The organism is Streptomyces krungchingensis, assembly GCF_054729265.1.
Genome location: NZ_JBPUKY010000001.1, coordinates 8,135,985 through 8,151,486, shown reverse-complemented (window position 1 = coordinate 8,151,486; position 15,502 = coordinate 8,135,985). Strand labels below are relative to the sequence as shown.

The following is a 15,502-nucleotide window of genomic DNA, read 5'->3' as shown; positions in this document are numbered from 1 at the left end:
GCCGTCGGACCGGCCGGGCCCCGTCTTCCCGGCTCCGGTCAGGCCGCCGCGGGCGACGCGGTGCTGCTCAGCTCCGCGGTGAAGCCGGTACGCCAGGTCGGGTACCGCGGTGTCCAGTCGAGCTGGAGCTTGGCGCGGGAGTTGTCCGCGCCGCGCAGCTGGGTCATGAAGGCGACGCCCCAGCCGCCGACGGCCATCCGGGCGAGCGCGGCGGGCGCCCCCTTGGGCTTGCGGGCGCCGAGGATGTCGGCGAGTTCGGGCAGCCACACGTTCATCGGCGCCGGCTCGTCGTCGACGACGTTGAGCACACCGCTGTAGTCGGAGTTGAGCGCCGCGACCACCGCGGCGGCCGCGTCCCGGGTGTGGGTGAAGGAGAACGTGGCGGTGCCGCCGCCGACCAGCGGGACCTTGCCCGCCCGCACCTGCTGGACGAAGGAGCCGTCCTGGGCGTAGATCGTGCCCGGCCCGTAGAGGTGCCCGAGGCGCAGCACGGCACCCTCGGCGAGCAGCGTCTGCCGCTCCAGGTCACGCAGGGCGCCCAGCACCGGCACGAACTGCTTGGGCGGGTTCTTCCACAGCGGCGCCTCCTCGTCGGCGGGGCCGCTGCCGCCCGGCTCGTAGGCGTAGGCGAGCCCCTGGGCGACGACGCGTCGTACGCCGATGTCGCGGGCGACCTCGAGGAGGTTGCGGGTGCCCTCCGTGCGCAGCCGGTTGGTCAGCTCGAAGTCCTTGGCCAGACGGCGCGGATTGATCTCGGCCGGGATGGCCGTGAGCATGTTGACGATGGCCTCGGGGGCGGCGGCGCGCAGCGCCTTGGCGACCGCGGCGCGGTCCAGCGCGTCCGCCTCCACGACCTTCGCGCCGAGCCGGTCGGCGGCCGTCGCGCTGCGTCCGGGACGGGAGAGCACGACCACGTCGTGGCCCGCCGAACGCAGCAGCGGCACCAGCTGCCGACCGATGACGCCGGTCCCGCCGGCAACGAGAACTTGCATGACTACTCCAGGAATCAGGCCCCGGCTGCCCGGGAACGATGGGTGACTTCAGGACGGGCGACGGCACGTCGCTGCGACAGTTCGTCGATGTGATGCTGGTCACTGTCACCGGTGAACCGGTCTATCTCTTGGGCGAGTTCGGCCAGCAGCCGGGGCGGCGGGTCGAGAAAGGCGTGGTGTCCGCCGGGCAGCGTCACGCTCCGGAAGGCGCCCCGCGCGGAGCAGGCCGCCCAGCCCGCCATGCGCTCCGGCGGCACCTGGTCGTCGTCGCGCCAGCCGATGGCGTGCACGCCGACGGGCAGCGGCACCGGGAGCTGGACGCTGTAGCGCTGGGCGGCGGTGATGTCGGCCCGCAGCACGGGGAGCCCCGCGCGGATGGTGCCGAGGGACTCGACGCCGCCCATGGCGCGGGTGAGCCTGCCGATCTCGGTGACGAGCTGGGCGTCGCTCATGCGCAGCAGCGGGCCCCAGGGGCCGTGGTGCGGCGCCACCTGACCGGACACGAACAGCCTTTGTGGAAGCGGTAGTCGCCGTCTGACCAGGTGCACCGTGAGGGCGAAGGCCTGTAGCGCCCCGGTGCTGTGGCCGAGCAGCGCGAAGGGCCGGTCGAGCAGGGGCAGCAGTGCTTCGGCGGCCCGCGCGGCGAACGCCTCGTACGTGCCGTAGTGCTCCTCGCCCCGGCGCGCCTCCCGGCCCGGCGGCTGGACACGGCAGAGTTCGGCGCCGGCGATCCGGTCCGGCCAGTGCCGGTAGGCGGAGGCGCCGAGCCCGGGGAACGGGAAGCAGAAGACACGGGCGGCGGCCTCCGGCGCGGGCGTGCGGGACAGCCAGGGTTCGGTCGGCACGGGGACACCTCCAGACGCGGTGGGGGGCGGTGCCGGGTCAGCTCTCGGCCGTGCGGGCGGGCCCGGCCGGCGGCCGGGCCCCGGGGTGCGGCCCTCGGCCGCGAAGTCGCCTCAGCGGTGCCGTCGACAATTGGGGGCCCCGGGCATGGTTGGAGCCTTCCACAGCGGGAATTTGACTTCCGTAGTCAAGTCCATGCACCTCGGACAGTCAATCAAATCTGACACAGTGTGGCGATCCGCTACGGCGCAGCACGTCGGAGTGGGTATGGCGGGAAATGGAGAGGAACAGACTTCGGCCATTGCCCGGGTACCCGCATTGACACGCTGACAATTGGCGGTAAACAAGAAGTCGCACCGTGCCCGCAACCACCCCCCATGCTGTACAAGGGCATGTCAGTAAGCCCCTGGAGAAACATGAAACCGCCATTGAGCGCGTCCAGCGGCATCGGCCGGCGTCTGCGCGAGCAACGCCGACGGCGCGGCCTGAACCAACAGGACCTGGCCTCGGAGGACATCTCCGTCAGTTATGTGTCCCTGATCGAGACGGGCAAGCGGATGCCGTCTCCCGCGATCCTCGAAGCACTCGCCGACCGGGTGGGCTGCTCCGTGGAGTACCTGCGCACCGGGCGTGACCACGACCGGCTCAAGGAGCTCCGGCTCAAACTCGCCTTCGCCGACATCGCGTTGCGCAACGGCTCCCACGGGGAGGCCCTCCAGGCCTACAGCGAGGTCCTCGACTCGGCCCGCCTCCTGGACGGTCCCGCCCTGAGCAGGGCGAAACTCGGCCAGGCCCTGACCATGGAGAGACTGGGCCACACCGAATCCGCCCTCCAACTCCTGCACTCCCTCTACGAATCGCCCGACACCACGCCCGGCTCGGCGGAGTGGGCCCAGCTGGCGACCGCGCTCTGCCGCTGTTATCGCGCCGCCGGCGACCTGGACATGAGCATCGAGATCGGCGAGAAGGCCACGCGTGTGCTCGACGAGCTCGGCCTGGAGTCCACCGACGACCATGTGCAGCTGGGCACCGCCCTGATGGGCTGTTACCAGCTGCGCGGCAATCTGCCGCGGGCCCATATGCTCGCGGCCCGGCTGGTCGAGACCGCGGAGCACACGGGTTCGCGGGTGACACGTGGTTCGGCGTACTGGAACGCGGGCCTGGTGGCCCACTCCCACGGCCGGACCAGTGAGGCCCTCGCCCTGATCGAACGGGCCCTGGTGCTCATGGCGGAGACGGACAACGTCCGGCACCAGGCGATGCTCAAGAGCTCGTACGGCATCCTGCTGCTCGAGTCCCACACCCCCGAGCCCGAACGGGCGTTGCGACTGCTGGAGGAGGCACGGCGGGAACTGGCCGAAGTCGGCTCGGGGACGGAACGCGCGCTGGCCGAAATGGGTGTCGCCTGGGCCACGCTGCGCTGCGGCCGCGCGGCGGAGGCGGTGGAACTCTCCGAGCGGGCGCTCGGCCTGTTCGGGGCGCAGGACTCCCCGGAGGCCGTCGAGGCACGGTTCATCCTCGGCGAGGCCCTGTTCGCCACCGGGGACTCCGGCCGCGGCGAGAGAGCGTTCCAGGACGCGGTGCTCCTGCTCGACGGGATCCCGCCGAGCAGGAAGACCTCGAAGCTCTGGCGCCGCATCGGCGACCTGAGACAGCACCAGGGCCGGTCGGCGGAGGCCCTGGGCGCCTACCAACAGGCGCTCGCGGGAGTCGGACTGCATCCGCTGCCGGCGTCCGAACCGCTGTCCCTGGAGCAGCTGCCGATGCGTGAGGTGGTGCTCACCGAACCGCGCCTCTGAGCCGGGGGCGGCCCTCCCCGCTTCCCGGCCCGCGGGCCGGGGGCTCGTCCCGGTGCGCCCGGGACGAGCCCCGTGCGGCCCACGGAGCGAAGTGGTTCACCCCTTGAGGATGTCCGCGGCGGCCTGCTCCCCGGAACGGACGGCACCCTCCATGTGACCGTTCCAGAAGGTGGCGGTCTCGGCTCCCGCCCAGTGGATGACGCCGGTGGTCTTCCGGATGGCGGTGCCGAACCGGGTGAGGACACCGGGCGGCGTGAAGCCCGGCGCGCCGCCGCGGGAGTACTCCTCGGCGTCCCAGCGTCCCAGCACGAACTCGGTGGGCGTGGCCGCCTTGGAACCGAAGTACCGGGTCAGGTCGTCGAGGATCAGCTGCTTGACGGTGGCATCGCTCTTGTCCTCGACCGCACGCATCTGGTCACCGTCGAGGAAGGCGAGCAGGGCGCCGTACGAGCCGTCGGGCGGCGAGTTGTCGAAGGTGCTGCGCGTCGTCCCGGTCAGGGCCGCCACCTGGCCGTTGAGGCCGGCGTCCCGCCAGAAGGGCTTGTCGTAGACCGCGATGGCCTTGCCGATGGAGGAGAGCGGGAAACGCTGGGTGAGCTGGTCGCGGGTCGCGGGCAGCGCGGGGCTGTAGACGATGCGGCCGGCGAGCGTGGGCGGCAGCGCGACGACGACCGAACTCGCCGACACCGCGAGGTTGTCGGCGACGACGAGGGCGGAACCGCCGGACTGGACGATGCGGCGGACCGGCGTCTTCAGGACGACCTTGCTGCCGAGGGCGGCGGCCATCTTCGTGGCGATCTGGTACGGGCCGCCGACGAAGCGTGAGTCGCGGGCGCCGCCGAGGGTGCTGATGAGGCGGGTGAGGTTGCCCGGGTTGGTCTCGTTCCCGGAGACGGCTATGTAGGAGAGGATCCAGAGCAGCGAGATGTCGCGGGACTCGGCGGAGAGCGCGCCGTTGGACATCAGGTGCAGGATCGTCTTCGCGTCGGCGTTGGTGACGTTGCCCTCGATCCAGCTCGCGAAGGTCTGGCCGTCCAGCTCCTCGGCCTTCGGCGCGGCCCAGGGCGTGTCGACGGGGACGGTCGAGGCGAGCGTGTCGAGCTGGTAGATGGCCTGACCGAGCGCCTGGTAGGAGTCGTTGTCCATGGGCGGCAGCGCTCCGGTGTAGCGGATCGCCGTGCCGTCGGCGGTGTAGTAGATGCTCTCGCCGGTGTTGTAGCCGGTGAACGTCTTCACGCCGAGTTCGGCGGCGAGCGCCTGGAGCCGGGTCTGGGTGGGGCCGGTGAACTGACCGCCGCGCTCGATGGTTCCGCCGTTGGCGAGGCCGATGTCGTGGACGCGCCCGCCGACCCGGTCACGGGCCTCCAGGACGAGCACCTTCTTGCCGGCGGCGACCAGTTTGCGGGCCGCGGCCAGGCCGGCGAGTCCCGCTCCGACGACCACCGTGTCGACGATGGCGTCGGCGCCGTCGACGGCCTGTGCCCTGGCGGGGGTCGCCACGGCGGTGGTGGCGGCGCCGGCTCCCAGGGCGACACCGGCGCCGAGGAGGCTTCTGCGTTTCATGTGCGGTCTCATGATTCCCCTTCGAATGCGTGGCATGGCTTGCTTGCGTGCTCGGGACGTGGGCGTGCCCGTGCGGTGCTGCGCGGTACGTCGTGAGGAAAGGGCTACGCGTCCGTCCTATCAGGACCGGACCAAGTGTTTCGAAATCCCGTGCGGATGCGGGAAATTGTCCGGGGGCCGCCTTCGCACTGTGTCAAGTTCCGTGGACAGGAAAATGCGTTGTGGATACAACGGCAGTCACCGGATTTCTCGGGAGGGTAAAAGGATGTCCGCATTCCGCCACGAACCCGTTCTCGTACGGGGCGCCGAGGCCGAGACCATCAGCCATGCCACCGGCGCCGCCTTCCTGCTCACCGACTCGGCGAGCACGGCGGGCGCGCTCAGCTGCCACCGGGTGCTGCTCGCCGCGGGAGCCGACGGTTCCGCACCGCACTACCACGCCCGCTCCTCGGAGCTGTTCTACGTCGTCTCGGGCGCCGTGCAGCTGCTCAACGACGACAAGGTCGTCGAGGCGGGCCGCGGCGACCTCGTCGTCGTACCGCCGTTCATGCCGCACGCCTTCGCCGCCGTGCCCGGATCGGAGGCGGAGCTGCTGATCACCATCACGCCGGGTGTCGACCGCTTCGACTACTTCCGGCTGCTGGGCCGCATCGTCAACGGGGAGGCCCCGTACTCGGACCTGCTGGCCGTCGAGGACAGCTTCGACAGTCACTCGGTGCAGAGCGAGATCTGGGCGGCGGCACGATCCCCGCAGGCCGCCTGAGGGCGCGTCGACGGCTCGTACACATGTGTTCCACGAGGGCCCGCGGCATCCGGACCGGCAGGACGTCTGCACTGCCGGTCCGGGCGTTCGCGGGTCTTGCCGTGCGGGCGCGGGTCTAAGGGCTGTCCCGTAATCCCTGGCGGGCGCACGACGACAGCTACGGCACCTCGCCGCGTTGTCGGATCGCCCGAATACACACAGTATGAGGACGACCCTCCGCCTTGCGATGCACCGCATCTGACGCCGCGCGCTGATCCACCAGGGATTACGGGACAGCCCTTAGTCCCAGGGGCCGAAGCCGGTCACCCGGTCGACGGTGGTGCGGACGACGAATCCGGTGGCTCCGGCGAAGCGGTCGGCGGGCCAGGTCCTGCCGGCCTCCAGGTACGGTGCGGCGATCCGGCCCAGCAGGTCGACGGCGCCGCCCTCCAGGACCTCGGCGGTGCCGTGCGCCACGAAGTGGTACTCCATGCCCTCCGGGCTCCTGACGCCCGCCGCCATGGACAGGGCGACCCGCGGGTCGCGCCGCAGATTGCGGATCTTCTGCTGCGCGTAGAGGTGCCCGGAGACGATCCGGTCCTCCTCGTCGAGCCCCACCCAGACGCAGGCCACCTGCGGACTGCCGTCGGGGTTGAGCGTGACCATGTGCGCGAGACGACCGGAGGTGAGGGCCCGGCGCACCGGTTCGGTCATTCGGTAGGCCTTCGTGGTGGTCAAGGTGGTCCCTCTCTCACTAACTAACCAGCCGGTAAAAGGGAAACAGCTCCCGCCGCCCGACCCCTGGCGGCGGGAGCTGTGCGGGGACGCCGCTTCGAAAAAGCGTCCCCGGCCTGTGGGGGGAATATGCGGGAGACCGCCGGAGCGAATCCGCCGGACTCCCGTGTTCCGCTGCTCCCCTTTTTCGGATCTGTTCGTTCCGAGTTTCCCGGGTATTCGGATCGACAGCTCCTCGGAGAATCACGGAAGTTCCCTGGCCCCGGTCGCGACGCGGGGCCGGTGATTCCTGCCCGCACGGTGCGCGGTGCGGCACCGTGTCGGGTGGCGCGGGTTCCTCACGGGGACATGGCGGCCACGGCCGGCATGGCCGGGATTCCCCCGTGACGGCGCAGGACACCGGCCGCCCGCCGGGTGGCGAGCCGCTCCAGGGCCTGGAAGCCGTGGGCCGCGGAGGCCAGCGTCACATGGTGGTGCCAGCCCCTGAAGGAGCGCCCCTCGAAGTCCACGAGCCCGCACTCCTCGCGCAGCCGGCCCAGGTCGTAGCGGGAACGCCAGCGCAGCTTCGCCGTGGAGACCAGGTCCGGCAGCCTGCGCGAGCCGAGGTTGGTGACCCAGTAGGTGCGCGGCTGCGGGCGTCCGGCCGGCCATTCGACCAGGAGCTGGCGAGGCCGGCGGAAGCGGCGCTCGCCGTGCCGGGCGATGTGCCCGCCGGGTCCGGCCGGGATCTGCGCGGCGAGGAACTGCGACTGCCGGACCCGGCTCTCGACGCCTTCCCGCCAGGCGAGCGTGACGCGGGCGCTGCGCCGGCCGGCGGTGTGCATCATGTCGGCCGCGGTGCCCAGTACGACCGGCGATCCGTTCGCCGAGGGCGCCGCGAGCAGCGGCGCACCGCCGGAGACCTCGACGAGATAGCCGAGCCCTCGGGCCTCCAGGCCGTCGAGCAGGGGCAGCACGTCGGGCTCGTGCCGCCAGTCGGCGAGGATCGGGGCGGGCTTGAGGTCCCACTCCTGCACCATCTCGTCGAGGCTGTCCAGGACGTGCCGCCAGCGCGGCTGATGGCGCTCGACGTCCGGCACCCGGGCGGCGCCGCGCCGCCGGTCGTCGTCGTCCCAGTGCGGTGGCATCAACAGCCGCCAGTTCACCGGGATGCTGGCCTCCTCGGTGGCGAGGGAGACGGCCAGGCCCAGCTGGCAGTTGGCGGTGCGTCCCTCGGCCGGCACGTACTGGCGGGCGACGCCCGCCGAGTGGTTGCCGTTCTTCGGGAAGACGACCTCGTCCACGACCCAGGCGTCGGGCTCGGCGGCCAGGAACACCTGCTCGGCGAGCCGCTTGCGGACGTCGGTGCATTCCCAGGGACTTTGGCTCACGAACTGTTGCAGCGACTGCGAGGCGCGGCGGCCGAGGACGTGCTCGGAGATACGGGCCGGCGTCTTGCGGCCACTGGCATCGAGCAGTCCACGCACATAGACCTCACCCCAGCGACGCTGGTCGGAGCGGGCGAATGGCGAGAAGAGATACGCGCAGTATTCGGAGAGACCGTCTCCCCAGCCCCGCTCCCGCGTGGCGTTCAGGTCAGCGTTCAAAGACATGGAGACCCCCTGCGTGAAGCATCAATGACAGTTAACTCTCCCTGTGAAAATCTGTCAAGTAGCCAGTAAAGCAGGGAGTTGACCGGGCGTCACACGACAACGGGCGGAGCCTCCGACCTGCGGAGACTCCGCCCGTTGCGGAGGGAGAACGCGTGTTACAGGGACGCCGAGCCCTCCATGGGGTCCAGGTCGTCCACGATGTACGTCTTCACCAGCGGGCGACCGTCCTCACCTGCCACGACGATCCAGGTCTGGTAGGCGTCGAATCCGAGCCACTGGCTGCGTGCCGCCGGCGGATTCCAGATGTGGGCCTGCCAGTTGACTACCACCTTGACAAGGGTTTCACCGCCGACGGCGGGCTCCACCTCGACGCTCTTGAGCTCGTGCACCTCGTCGAAGAAGCGATGGGTCACCGCCTCGTACCAGCCCTTGAACTCGTCCAGGGTGGTGAGCGTCGCCTCGGGGAAGCGCATCTCCAGGCCGTCCTGGACGAGATAGGGCAGCACCTGCTCCAGCGGGACGTGCTGGTCCAGTGCGACGTACCAGTCGCGGACCGCGTCCTTGATGGACTGTTCGGTCAGCGAGGCGCCGAGCAGCGTGGATTCGGTCATGGGAAGCCTTCTTCCTCGTACGCGTGTGATCGGTCTCTTTCAGTCAAGGCAGGCCTCCGGCCGCTTCCAACGACTTGGCGGTTCGTCGCGCGAACTGTGCCAACTCCCTTGCACAGAACCCGACGACGGCCTGCCTGCCTTCTCTCCGCCTCACCGCCGTGCGCGGCCTGCGCACCTTCGGGAGGCACCGCACAGGGCGCGGACACCGCACAATCCGCTGACACCGCACGGTTCTTGGGTACCGCACGGTCCGGGCACCGCACGGTCCGGGCACCGCAGGTCCGCGGGCACCGCACGGCGAAGGGCGGGCCGGCCGTCGCTGCGGCCGGCCCGCCCCCGCCGGTGGTCAGGAGGCGTCCCGGTACCCCTCGCTGACCTCGACGATCACCCCGTCCGGGTCGGTCAGCCAGACGGTCTGCCACCCGGGGATGAAGTCGTCGAAGTGCAGCGGGCCCAGAGTCACCGGAACCTCGTCGCCCACCTTGGCCAGGAAGGCCTCCAGATCGTCGGTCTGGAAGGCCAGATGACGGGCCACGCCCGGCTGCGCGGGGCCGTCGCCGGCCGGCTTCACCAGCGGCTCGGTGTCGGTGTGGAACAGCTCCAGGTACACGTCGCCCTGCCGCAGGAACACGATCCGGTCGTCGTCCAGTTCCACGGTGCGCGCCCGGCTGAAGCCGAACCACTTCTCGTAGAAGGCCTCCGTCGCGCCCAGATCACGGCAGTTGAGCCCCACGTGGGACCACCGAAGGGTCATGCGTCCCCCTTGATCAGGTCGGCGGCGCGCTCGGCGATCGCCGCGATGGCCGTGTTGCAGTTGCCCGACGGCACCGCGGGCATCACGCTCGCGTCGACGACCCGCAGCCCGCTCACCCCGTGCACCTTCAGGTCCGGGTCGACGACGGAGAGGTCGTCGATGCCCATGCGGCACGAACCGGCCTGGTGGTGGTAGCTGTCCGCCCGCTCGCGCACGAACCGCTCGATGTCGGCGTCCGTGCGCACGTCCGGACCGGGCAGCAGCTCCCCCTTGAGGTGCTCCTTGAAGGCCGAGGTGGCGAAGATGTCGCGGGACAGCTTCACCGCCTGCACCAGACGCTCCACGTCCGAGCGGTCCGCCAGGTAGTTGGGGTCGACCAGCGGCTTGGCGAACGGGTCGGCGCTCGCCAGCCGGACCGTGCCCCGGGAGTTGGGGCGCACCACACCGGGCAGGATGCTGACCGCGTTCGGGTGCTGCTGCCCGACGATGATGTCGAACGGCACGTGCACGAAGGCGATCTGCAGGTCGGGGGCGATCATCCCGGGCCGCGAGGTCGCGAACAGCGCCGACTCGGAGAGGTTCTGGTGGCCCTGTTCCACGGGCTCCGTGGTCTCCGCGATCAGACCGGTGAGCACGTGGTTGTGGAAGTTCTCGCCCACACCGGGCAGCGCCTCGGTCACGTCGATGCCCAGCGGCCGCAGCTGGTCGGGGGATCCGATCCCGGACAGCAGCAGGATCTTGGGCGATTCGATCGCGCCGGCGCACAGCAGGACCTCGGCACCGGCCCGTACGGTGTGCTCGCCCGGCTCGCCGGGCCCCGCGTTGGGCACGGTGCGCCCCTCGCCGGCCGGGACCACGTCCTGCTGGACATAGGTGACGCCGGTGCACCGGCCGTCCTCCACCACCAGCCGGGCGACCTGCGCTCCCGTACGCAGCGTCAGGTTGGGCCGGTTCAGGGCGGGTTCGAGGTAGGACACCAGGGCACCGCGCCGCCGGCCGTCGCGGGCGTCGAGGTGGTGCCAGCCCGCGCCGATCATGCGGGAGCCGTTGAAGTCGTCCAGCTCGGTGTGCCCCAGCTCCACGCACGCGTCGATGAAGGTGCGGGAGAGCGGGTTGGGGTGGTGCGCGCCCGCGTTGGTGACGACCTGGGGTCCGCCGACGCCCGTCCCGGGGCCGTGCGGGTCCTCCTGGTCCTCCATCCTGCGGAAGTAGGGCAGCAGGTCCTCGTACGACCATCCCGCGGCGCCCTGGTAGGCCCAGGCGTCGAAGTCCGAGGGGTGCCCCCGGACGTGCATCATGATGTACAGGTTGCTGCTGCCGCCCGGGATCTTGCCCCGCGGCTCGTACGTCGAACGTCCGCCGAGGGCGGGCTGCGGAACACTCGTGTAGCCCCAGTCGACCTCGGAGCCCAGCAGCGTGAACCAGAGCGGCGCCTGGTCGACGTTGGCCGGGATGTGGTTGCCGCCGGCCTCCAGGAGCAGGACCCGTACCGCGGGGTCCTCGGTGAGGCGTGCGGCGAGCACGGAGCCCGCGGTGCCCGCGCCCACGATGATGTAGTCGTAGTCCTTGTGGTCCTCGTGTTCCGCCATGGCGGCTCCCGCCTCTAGTCGGTCCCGAGCACGGGCCGGAACGGGACGGTGTCGTGGTGGTTGGACATGTACGAGATGAGACCGTCCTCCACCCGGAAGTAGTTGACGACGTCGGCCTCGATCGGCTCGCCGGCGTGCGTGGCCGCCGAGATGTGCGAGACGACTGCGGCCTGCTCGCCCTCGACCACGATGTGCCGGGGGGTGTTCGTGAACGAGGCGTACATCGCCGGGAAGCCCTGCATCATGGCGCGCAGGGTCTCCCGCCCCTCGACGTGCCCGGCGAGCTGCTCGTCCATGGTCTGGCGCTCGGCGAACAGGTCCGTCCAGGCGTCCCAGTCACCCTTGTTGGCCAGCTCGTAATAGCTGTTCACCACTTGCCTGGTGTCCACGTGAGTCTCCCTCGGGCAGGGCTCAGACGGCGATGCGCTCGTCGATCGACTTGAGCTGGAAGACCGTCCACATGAAGCGGTCCACGCTGTGCTGGTCCGCGGTGTGCACCTGGACGTCGGCGATCTTCCCGTCGCGGATGCCGTACGTCGTGGACGTCGGGAACAGGTACTCCTCGGTGTCCGCCTTCGCGTGACCGAGGTGCTTCTCGACGACGGTGCCGTCGTCCAGCTCGCCGAAGTGGACGTTGTCGACGGTGACGCCGGCCTTGAACAGCTCGCCGAAGAAGGCCATGACCTGGCCGGCGCCCCGGTGGTCGCCGGAGAGCGGGTGGTGGCCGGGCATCTTCCAGGAGATCTCCGGGTGGAACAGCTCCTCCTGGATGCGGTCCAGCTGGCCGGAGTTGAAGTACTCGTACATCTTCAGAACCAGGTCGGTGTTCGACACAGCGCTCTCCTCGGATCGTGGTGGTTGTCTCGCAGCGGCGGCCGGGCCCGGCGGGGGGTTCGCGTTACCGGGCCCGGCGGCCGCTCGGCGGGACCCCTGCGCCGTGAAGGGGGGATCGGCGCACGCGGTCCGGCCGGCTCGGGCGAAGAACTGGTCGTTCCTGAATTTCGGGAGACCCTCGAAAGCGGCATCCTGCGAATCCAGCCGAAAGGCGTTCCCCTTCTCCTGCCTTTCCGCGGGATCGCCGCCGAGTAAGAGTGAAACGGCGCTCCCTCTTCTCCTGCGACAACATGGGACTACGTCGGCGACACTTCGGCAGGTCGGCGACGTACTCGCCCTCCGCGCACGAGACTTCCTGCATGTTGAGCGCACAGCGCGGCAGCGGGCGCCGCTGGGTGAGCCTCGCAGTGATCCTGGCCGGCGCATTCATGGCCATTCTCGATGTGGCTGTCGTCAACGTCGCCATGCCGTCGATCCGCAGTGATCTCCATACGAGCCTCGGCGCCGTCGAATTGGTGGTTTCCTCATACACCCTTCTCTATGCGAGTTTCCTGGTGACCGGTGGGCGGCTGGGGGATGTCATCGGCCGGAAACGCATGTTCATCACCGGTCTCGCGGTGTTCACGGCGGCGTCCGCGCTCTGCGGTCTGGCCCCCGACATCCGCGTCCTCGTCGCGGCGCGCGCCCTGCAGGGCGTGGGCGGCGCGCTGTTGTACCCACAGGTCCTCGCGATCATCCAGGTGACCTTCGAGGGTCCCGAACGCGCCCGCGCGCTGGGCGTGTTCGGCTGCGTGGTGGGCGTCGGCGCCATCGCCGGTCAGATCGTCGGCGGGCTGCTGCTCGCCTGGAACGTGTTCGGCCTCGACTGGCGGCCGGCCTTCCTGATCAATGTGCCGATCGGCGTGGCGACCATCGTGGCGAGCCGGATGCTCCTGCCGCCGGACGAGCCGCCCCGGTCGCGGCCGCACCTCGACGGGCGGGGCTCCGCGCTGTCGGTGCTGACCCTGGTGCTGCTCATCGTGCCGCTGCTGATGGGCCGCGACGCGGGCTGGCCGCTGTGGATGCTGCTGTCGCTCGCCGCCGCCCCCCTGACCGCCGTCCTGTTCCTGCGGCACGAGCGGGCGGTCGCCGAGCGGGGACTCGATCCGCTGATCAGGCTCTCGCTGTTCCGCAACCGCGGTTTCGCGGGCGGGGTGCCGATCGCCGCCATGTTCAGCTTCTCGTACGTCGGCTTCATGCTGGTCCTCGCGCTGTACCTGCAGATCGGTCTGGGCTTCTCACCGCTGCACGCCGCCCTGGTGTACACGCCGAACGCCGTCGGCTTCCTGATCACCTCGCTGCTGGCCGCGCGGATCACCCGCCTGCTGGGACGCCATGTGCTGACGCTGGGCTATCTCGTCGCGGCCGTCGGACTGTGCTCGGTGGCCGCCACCAGCGCCGCCCAGGGAGCCGGGCTCAGCGGCTGGGAGCTCGGGCTGCCGATGTTCATCGCGGGCCTGGGCCAGGGACTCGGCATGACCCCGCTCATCGGCACCATCATCGGCACCCTCGCGCCGCGCGACGCGGGAGCCGGAGCGGGCGTGGTGACCACGACCCTCCAGGTGGGCAACGCCCTGGGAGTCGCCCTGATGAGCCTGCTGTTCTTCGCGGTGCTCGGCGACGGCACCGGTCACGCCGCCTACGCGACGGCCTTCTCGCAGGTGCTGCCGGTGGCCGCGCTCGTGACGCTGATCGCCGCGTTCATGGTCACCCGGCTGCCCCGCGGCACCGGCGCCGGAAACGCCCTGCTGGAACGGCTGCCCGGCCACACGGTGGGCTTCGCCTACTCCATGTACCTGATGACCGGCGGCCGGATCGGTGACCGGCTCTTCCACGAGATCCTCGGACACGTCACCGAGCGCCGCGAACGCGAGATCCGCGAGGCTCCGAGTGCCGCCGGCGACTTCTTCGTGTACCACTTCGAGTCCGCGCACCACGACGCCGCCTGGCTGACCTACCTCACGCGCGAGGCGCTCGCCTACGGCAGTGCTCCCGTACCGCACGAGGAGGAGCGCCGCGCCGTCATCAAGTCGCAGGTGGACGAGATCCGCAGGCGGCAGTCCGGCGGAGAGCTGCGTCCGGAGCTCGATCCCGAGCTGCTGCGGCTGCTCACCTTCGCCCTCACCAACTATCCGCGCCTGCTGCCGCAGATCACCCGGATGGCGACGGGCCTCGGCCCGGACGACCCCGGGTTCACCGCGCGCTGGGAGCTGTTCCTCCAGCAGCTGGGAGATCTGCTGCACGCGGGCCCGCCCACCACGTCCCTACCGCGCGTGAGCGCATCCTCCGGAGGACAGGAATGACCACCATAGATCCCTTCGACCCGCTCGAACCCTTCGATCCGTTCGACTCGTTCGACGTGATCAGCCCCTTCGACGAGAACCTCGTCATCGATCTGCCGGTGTACGAGACGGTGCTCGGCGAGGCCGCGGCCCGCGGCACGAGCCCGGCGCTGATCGACGGCGTGACCGGCCGCGCGATCGGCTACCGGGAACTGGAGCGGGCCACCCGCCGGCTCGCGGCGGGACTCGCCGACGCCGGCGTCGAGCAGGGCGACGCCGTGGCGCTGTTCGCCACCAACACCCTGTGGTACCCGGCCGTGCCGCACGCCTGCGCACGCACCGGCGCCGTGGTGTGCGTGCTGGACAGCCAGGCCGACGAGGCGGAACTGGCCGCCCAGCTGACGGAGAGCGGCGCGCGATGGCTGTTCACCACGCCCGCGCTGCTGCCGATCGTGCGTGAGGCGCAGCGTCTGCGCGGTGCGGGACAGCAGCCGGTCGAGGAGATCTTCACGCTGGAGCCGGTGGACGGCCACCGCTCGGTCCAGGACCTGATCGCCTCGGAGTCCCCGGAGCCGATCGTGGACATCGAGCCCGTCACGGACATCACCGTGGTGCACCACGCGGTGGGTTCCCGGCGGCGTGCTCAGCTCACCCACTCCGACATCGCCGCGGACCTCGCCGTGCTGGCCTCCGACAATCGTCTGGAGAAGGACGAACGGGTCCTCGCCGGCGTGCCGTTCGCGCAGCAGGACGGCCTCGCCTTCCTGACGCAGCACGCGCTGCGCTGCGGTGCGGCCGTGGTCGTGGTGCCGGAGCTGATGCACGCGCCCGAGCTGCTCGCCGCGATCCGTGCCCAGCGGGTGCGTACGGCTTTCGTGACCCAGTCCGTGCTCTACAGCCTGGTCGCCTCGGCGCCCGAGGACGTCGACGAGATGGGGCCGCTGGAGCGGGTCATCTGCGTGGGACCCGAGCTGACGCCGGACACCGCGGAGACCTGTGCGGCCCTGCTGGGTGTGGAGCGCATCGAGTACCTGGGCCGGCAGGCGTTCGCGGGGATCGCTCCCCCGCTGCCGGGCGCCTGAGCCGCATGGGGGTGCCCCCGCCGGATCTCCGGCGGGGGCACCCCC

At 70.6% G+C, this 15,502-nt stretch carries 14 protein-coding genes; 4 read left to right on the top strand and 10 right to left on the bottom strand.

Annotated features, from left to right (window positions below):
- Positions 1-38 precede the first annotated feature (38 nt).
- Positions 39-992, bottom strand: a complete 954-nt coding sequence (locus tag ACSYGO_RS35545; protein WP_426682227.1) for an NAD-dependent epimerase/dehydratase family protein — start codon at positions 990-992, stop codon at positions 39-41.
- A gap of 14 nt (positions 993-1,006) precedes the next feature.
- The gene (locus ACSYGO_RS35540) at positions 1,007-1,837 is read right to left on the bottom strand and encodes a thioesterase II family protein (protein ID WP_432176787.1); all 831 of its coding nucleotides are present in this window, start codon (positions 1,835-1,837) and stop codon (positions 1,007-1,009) included.
- A 414-nt stretch (positions 1,838-2,251) separates the two neighbouring features.
- Between ACSYGO_RS35540 and ACSYGO_RS35535 the strand changes: the two genes are divergently transcribed.
- Positions 2,252-3,634, top strand: a complete 1,383-nt coding sequence (locus tag ACSYGO_RS35535) for a helix-turn-helix domain-containing protein (protein WP_432176786.1) — start codon at positions 2,252-2,254, stop codon at positions 3,632-3,634.
- Positions 3,635-3,730: 96 nt separating this feature from the next.
- Here the strand turns inward: ACSYGO_RS35535 and ACSYGO_RS35530 are convergent, their stop codons facing one another.
- Positions 3,731-5,197 carry a flavin monoamine oxidase family protein gene (locus ACSYGO_RS35530; RefSeq protein WP_426682224.1) on the bottom strand — a complete coding sequence of 489 codons (1,467 nt, stop codon included), beginning with the start codon at positions 5,195-5,197 and terminating at the stop codon, positions 3,731-3,733.
- A 265-nt stretch (positions 5,198-5,462) separates the two neighbouring features.
- On the opposite strand from ACSYGO_RS35530, the gene ACSYGO_RS35525 reads away from it, so the two are divergent.
- The gene (locus tag ACSYGO_RS35525) at positions 5,463-5,960 is read left to right on the top strand and encodes a cupin domain-containing protein (protein ID WP_426682223.1); all 498 of its coding nucleotides are present in this window, start codon (positions 5,463-5,465) and stop codon (positions 5,958-5,960) included.
- Between the two features lie 279 nt (positions 5,961-6,239).
- Here ACSYGO_RS35525 and ACSYGO_RS35520 read toward each other — a convergent pair whose 3' ends face one another.
- The 7 genes from ACSYGO_RS35520 to ACSYGO_RS35490 all read right to left on the bottom strand — a co-directional run bounded on the left by ACSYGO_RS35520 (position 6,240) and on the right by ACSYGO_RS35490 (position 12,054).
- The gene (locus ACSYGO_RS35520; protein ID WP_435225577.1) at positions 6,240-6,677 is read right to left on the bottom strand and encodes a TIGR03618 family F420-dependent PPOX class oxidoreductase; all 438 of its coding nucleotides are present in this window, start codon (positions 6,675-6,677) and stop codon (positions 6,240-6,242) included.
- Between the two features lie 335 nt (positions 6,678-7,012).
- Positions 7,013-8,266, bottom strand: a complete 1,254-nt coding sequence (locus ACSYGO_RS35515; protein ID WP_426682217.1) for an IS701 family transposase — start codon at positions 8,264-8,266, stop codon at positions 7,013-7,015.
- A gap of 155 nt (positions 8,267-8,421) precedes the next feature.
- Positions 8,422-8,877, bottom strand: a complete 456-nt coding sequence (locus ACSYGO_RS35510; protein WP_432188954.1) for a nuclear transport factor 2 family protein — start codon at positions 8,875-8,877, stop codon at positions 8,422-8,424.
- A gap of 346 nt (positions 8,878-9,223) precedes the next feature.
- Complete coding sequence (locus tag ACSYGO_RS35505; RefSeq protein ID WP_028800565.1) at positions 9,224-9,631, bottom strand: VOC family protein; 408 nt, start codon at positions 9,629-9,631, stop codon at positions 9,224-9,226.
- Positions 9,628-11,220 (bottom strand): GMC family oxidoreductase, encoded by a 1,593-nt coding sequence (locus tag ACSYGO_RS35500; protein ID WP_426682215.1) that lies wholly within the window; start codon positions 11,218-11,220, stop codon positions 9,628-9,630. The genes ACSYGO_RS35505 and ACSYGO_RS35500 overlap by 4 nt, the downstream gene beginning before the upstream one ends.
- Before the next feature lie 14 nt (positions 11,221-11,234).
- Positions 11,235-11,609 carry a nuclear transport factor 2 family protein gene (locus ACSYGO_RS35495; protein ID WP_426682214.1) on the bottom strand — a complete coding sequence of 125 codons (375 nt, stop codon included), beginning with the start codon at positions 11,607-11,609 and terminating at the stop codon, positions 11,235-11,237.
- 22 nt (positions 11,610-11,631) lie between these two features.
- Complete coding sequence (locus tag ACSYGO_RS35490; protein WP_179332629.1) at positions 11,632-12,054, bottom strand: nuclear transport factor 2 family protein; 423 nt, start codon at positions 12,052-12,054, stop codon at positions 11,632-11,634.
- A 359-nt stretch (positions 12,055-12,413) separates the two neighbouring features.
- Here ACSYGO_RS35490 and ACSYGO_RS35485 point away from each other — a divergent pair, with 359 nt between their 5' ends.
- Positions 12,414-14,396, top strand: a complete 1,983-nt coding sequence (locus ACSYGO_RS35485) for an MFS transporter (protein ID WP_460389042.1) — start codon at positions 12,414-12,416, stop codon at positions 14,394-14,396.
- Complete coding sequence (locus tag ACSYGO_RS35480) at positions 14,393-15,457, top strand: AMP-binding protein (protein ID WP_460389040.1); 1,065 nt, start codon at positions 14,393-14,395, stop codon at positions 15,455-15,457. The genes ACSYGO_RS35485 and ACSYGO_RS35480 overlap by 4 nt, the downstream gene beginning before the upstream one ends.
- The last annotated feature ends 45 nt before the right edge of the window (positions 15,458-15,502 follow it).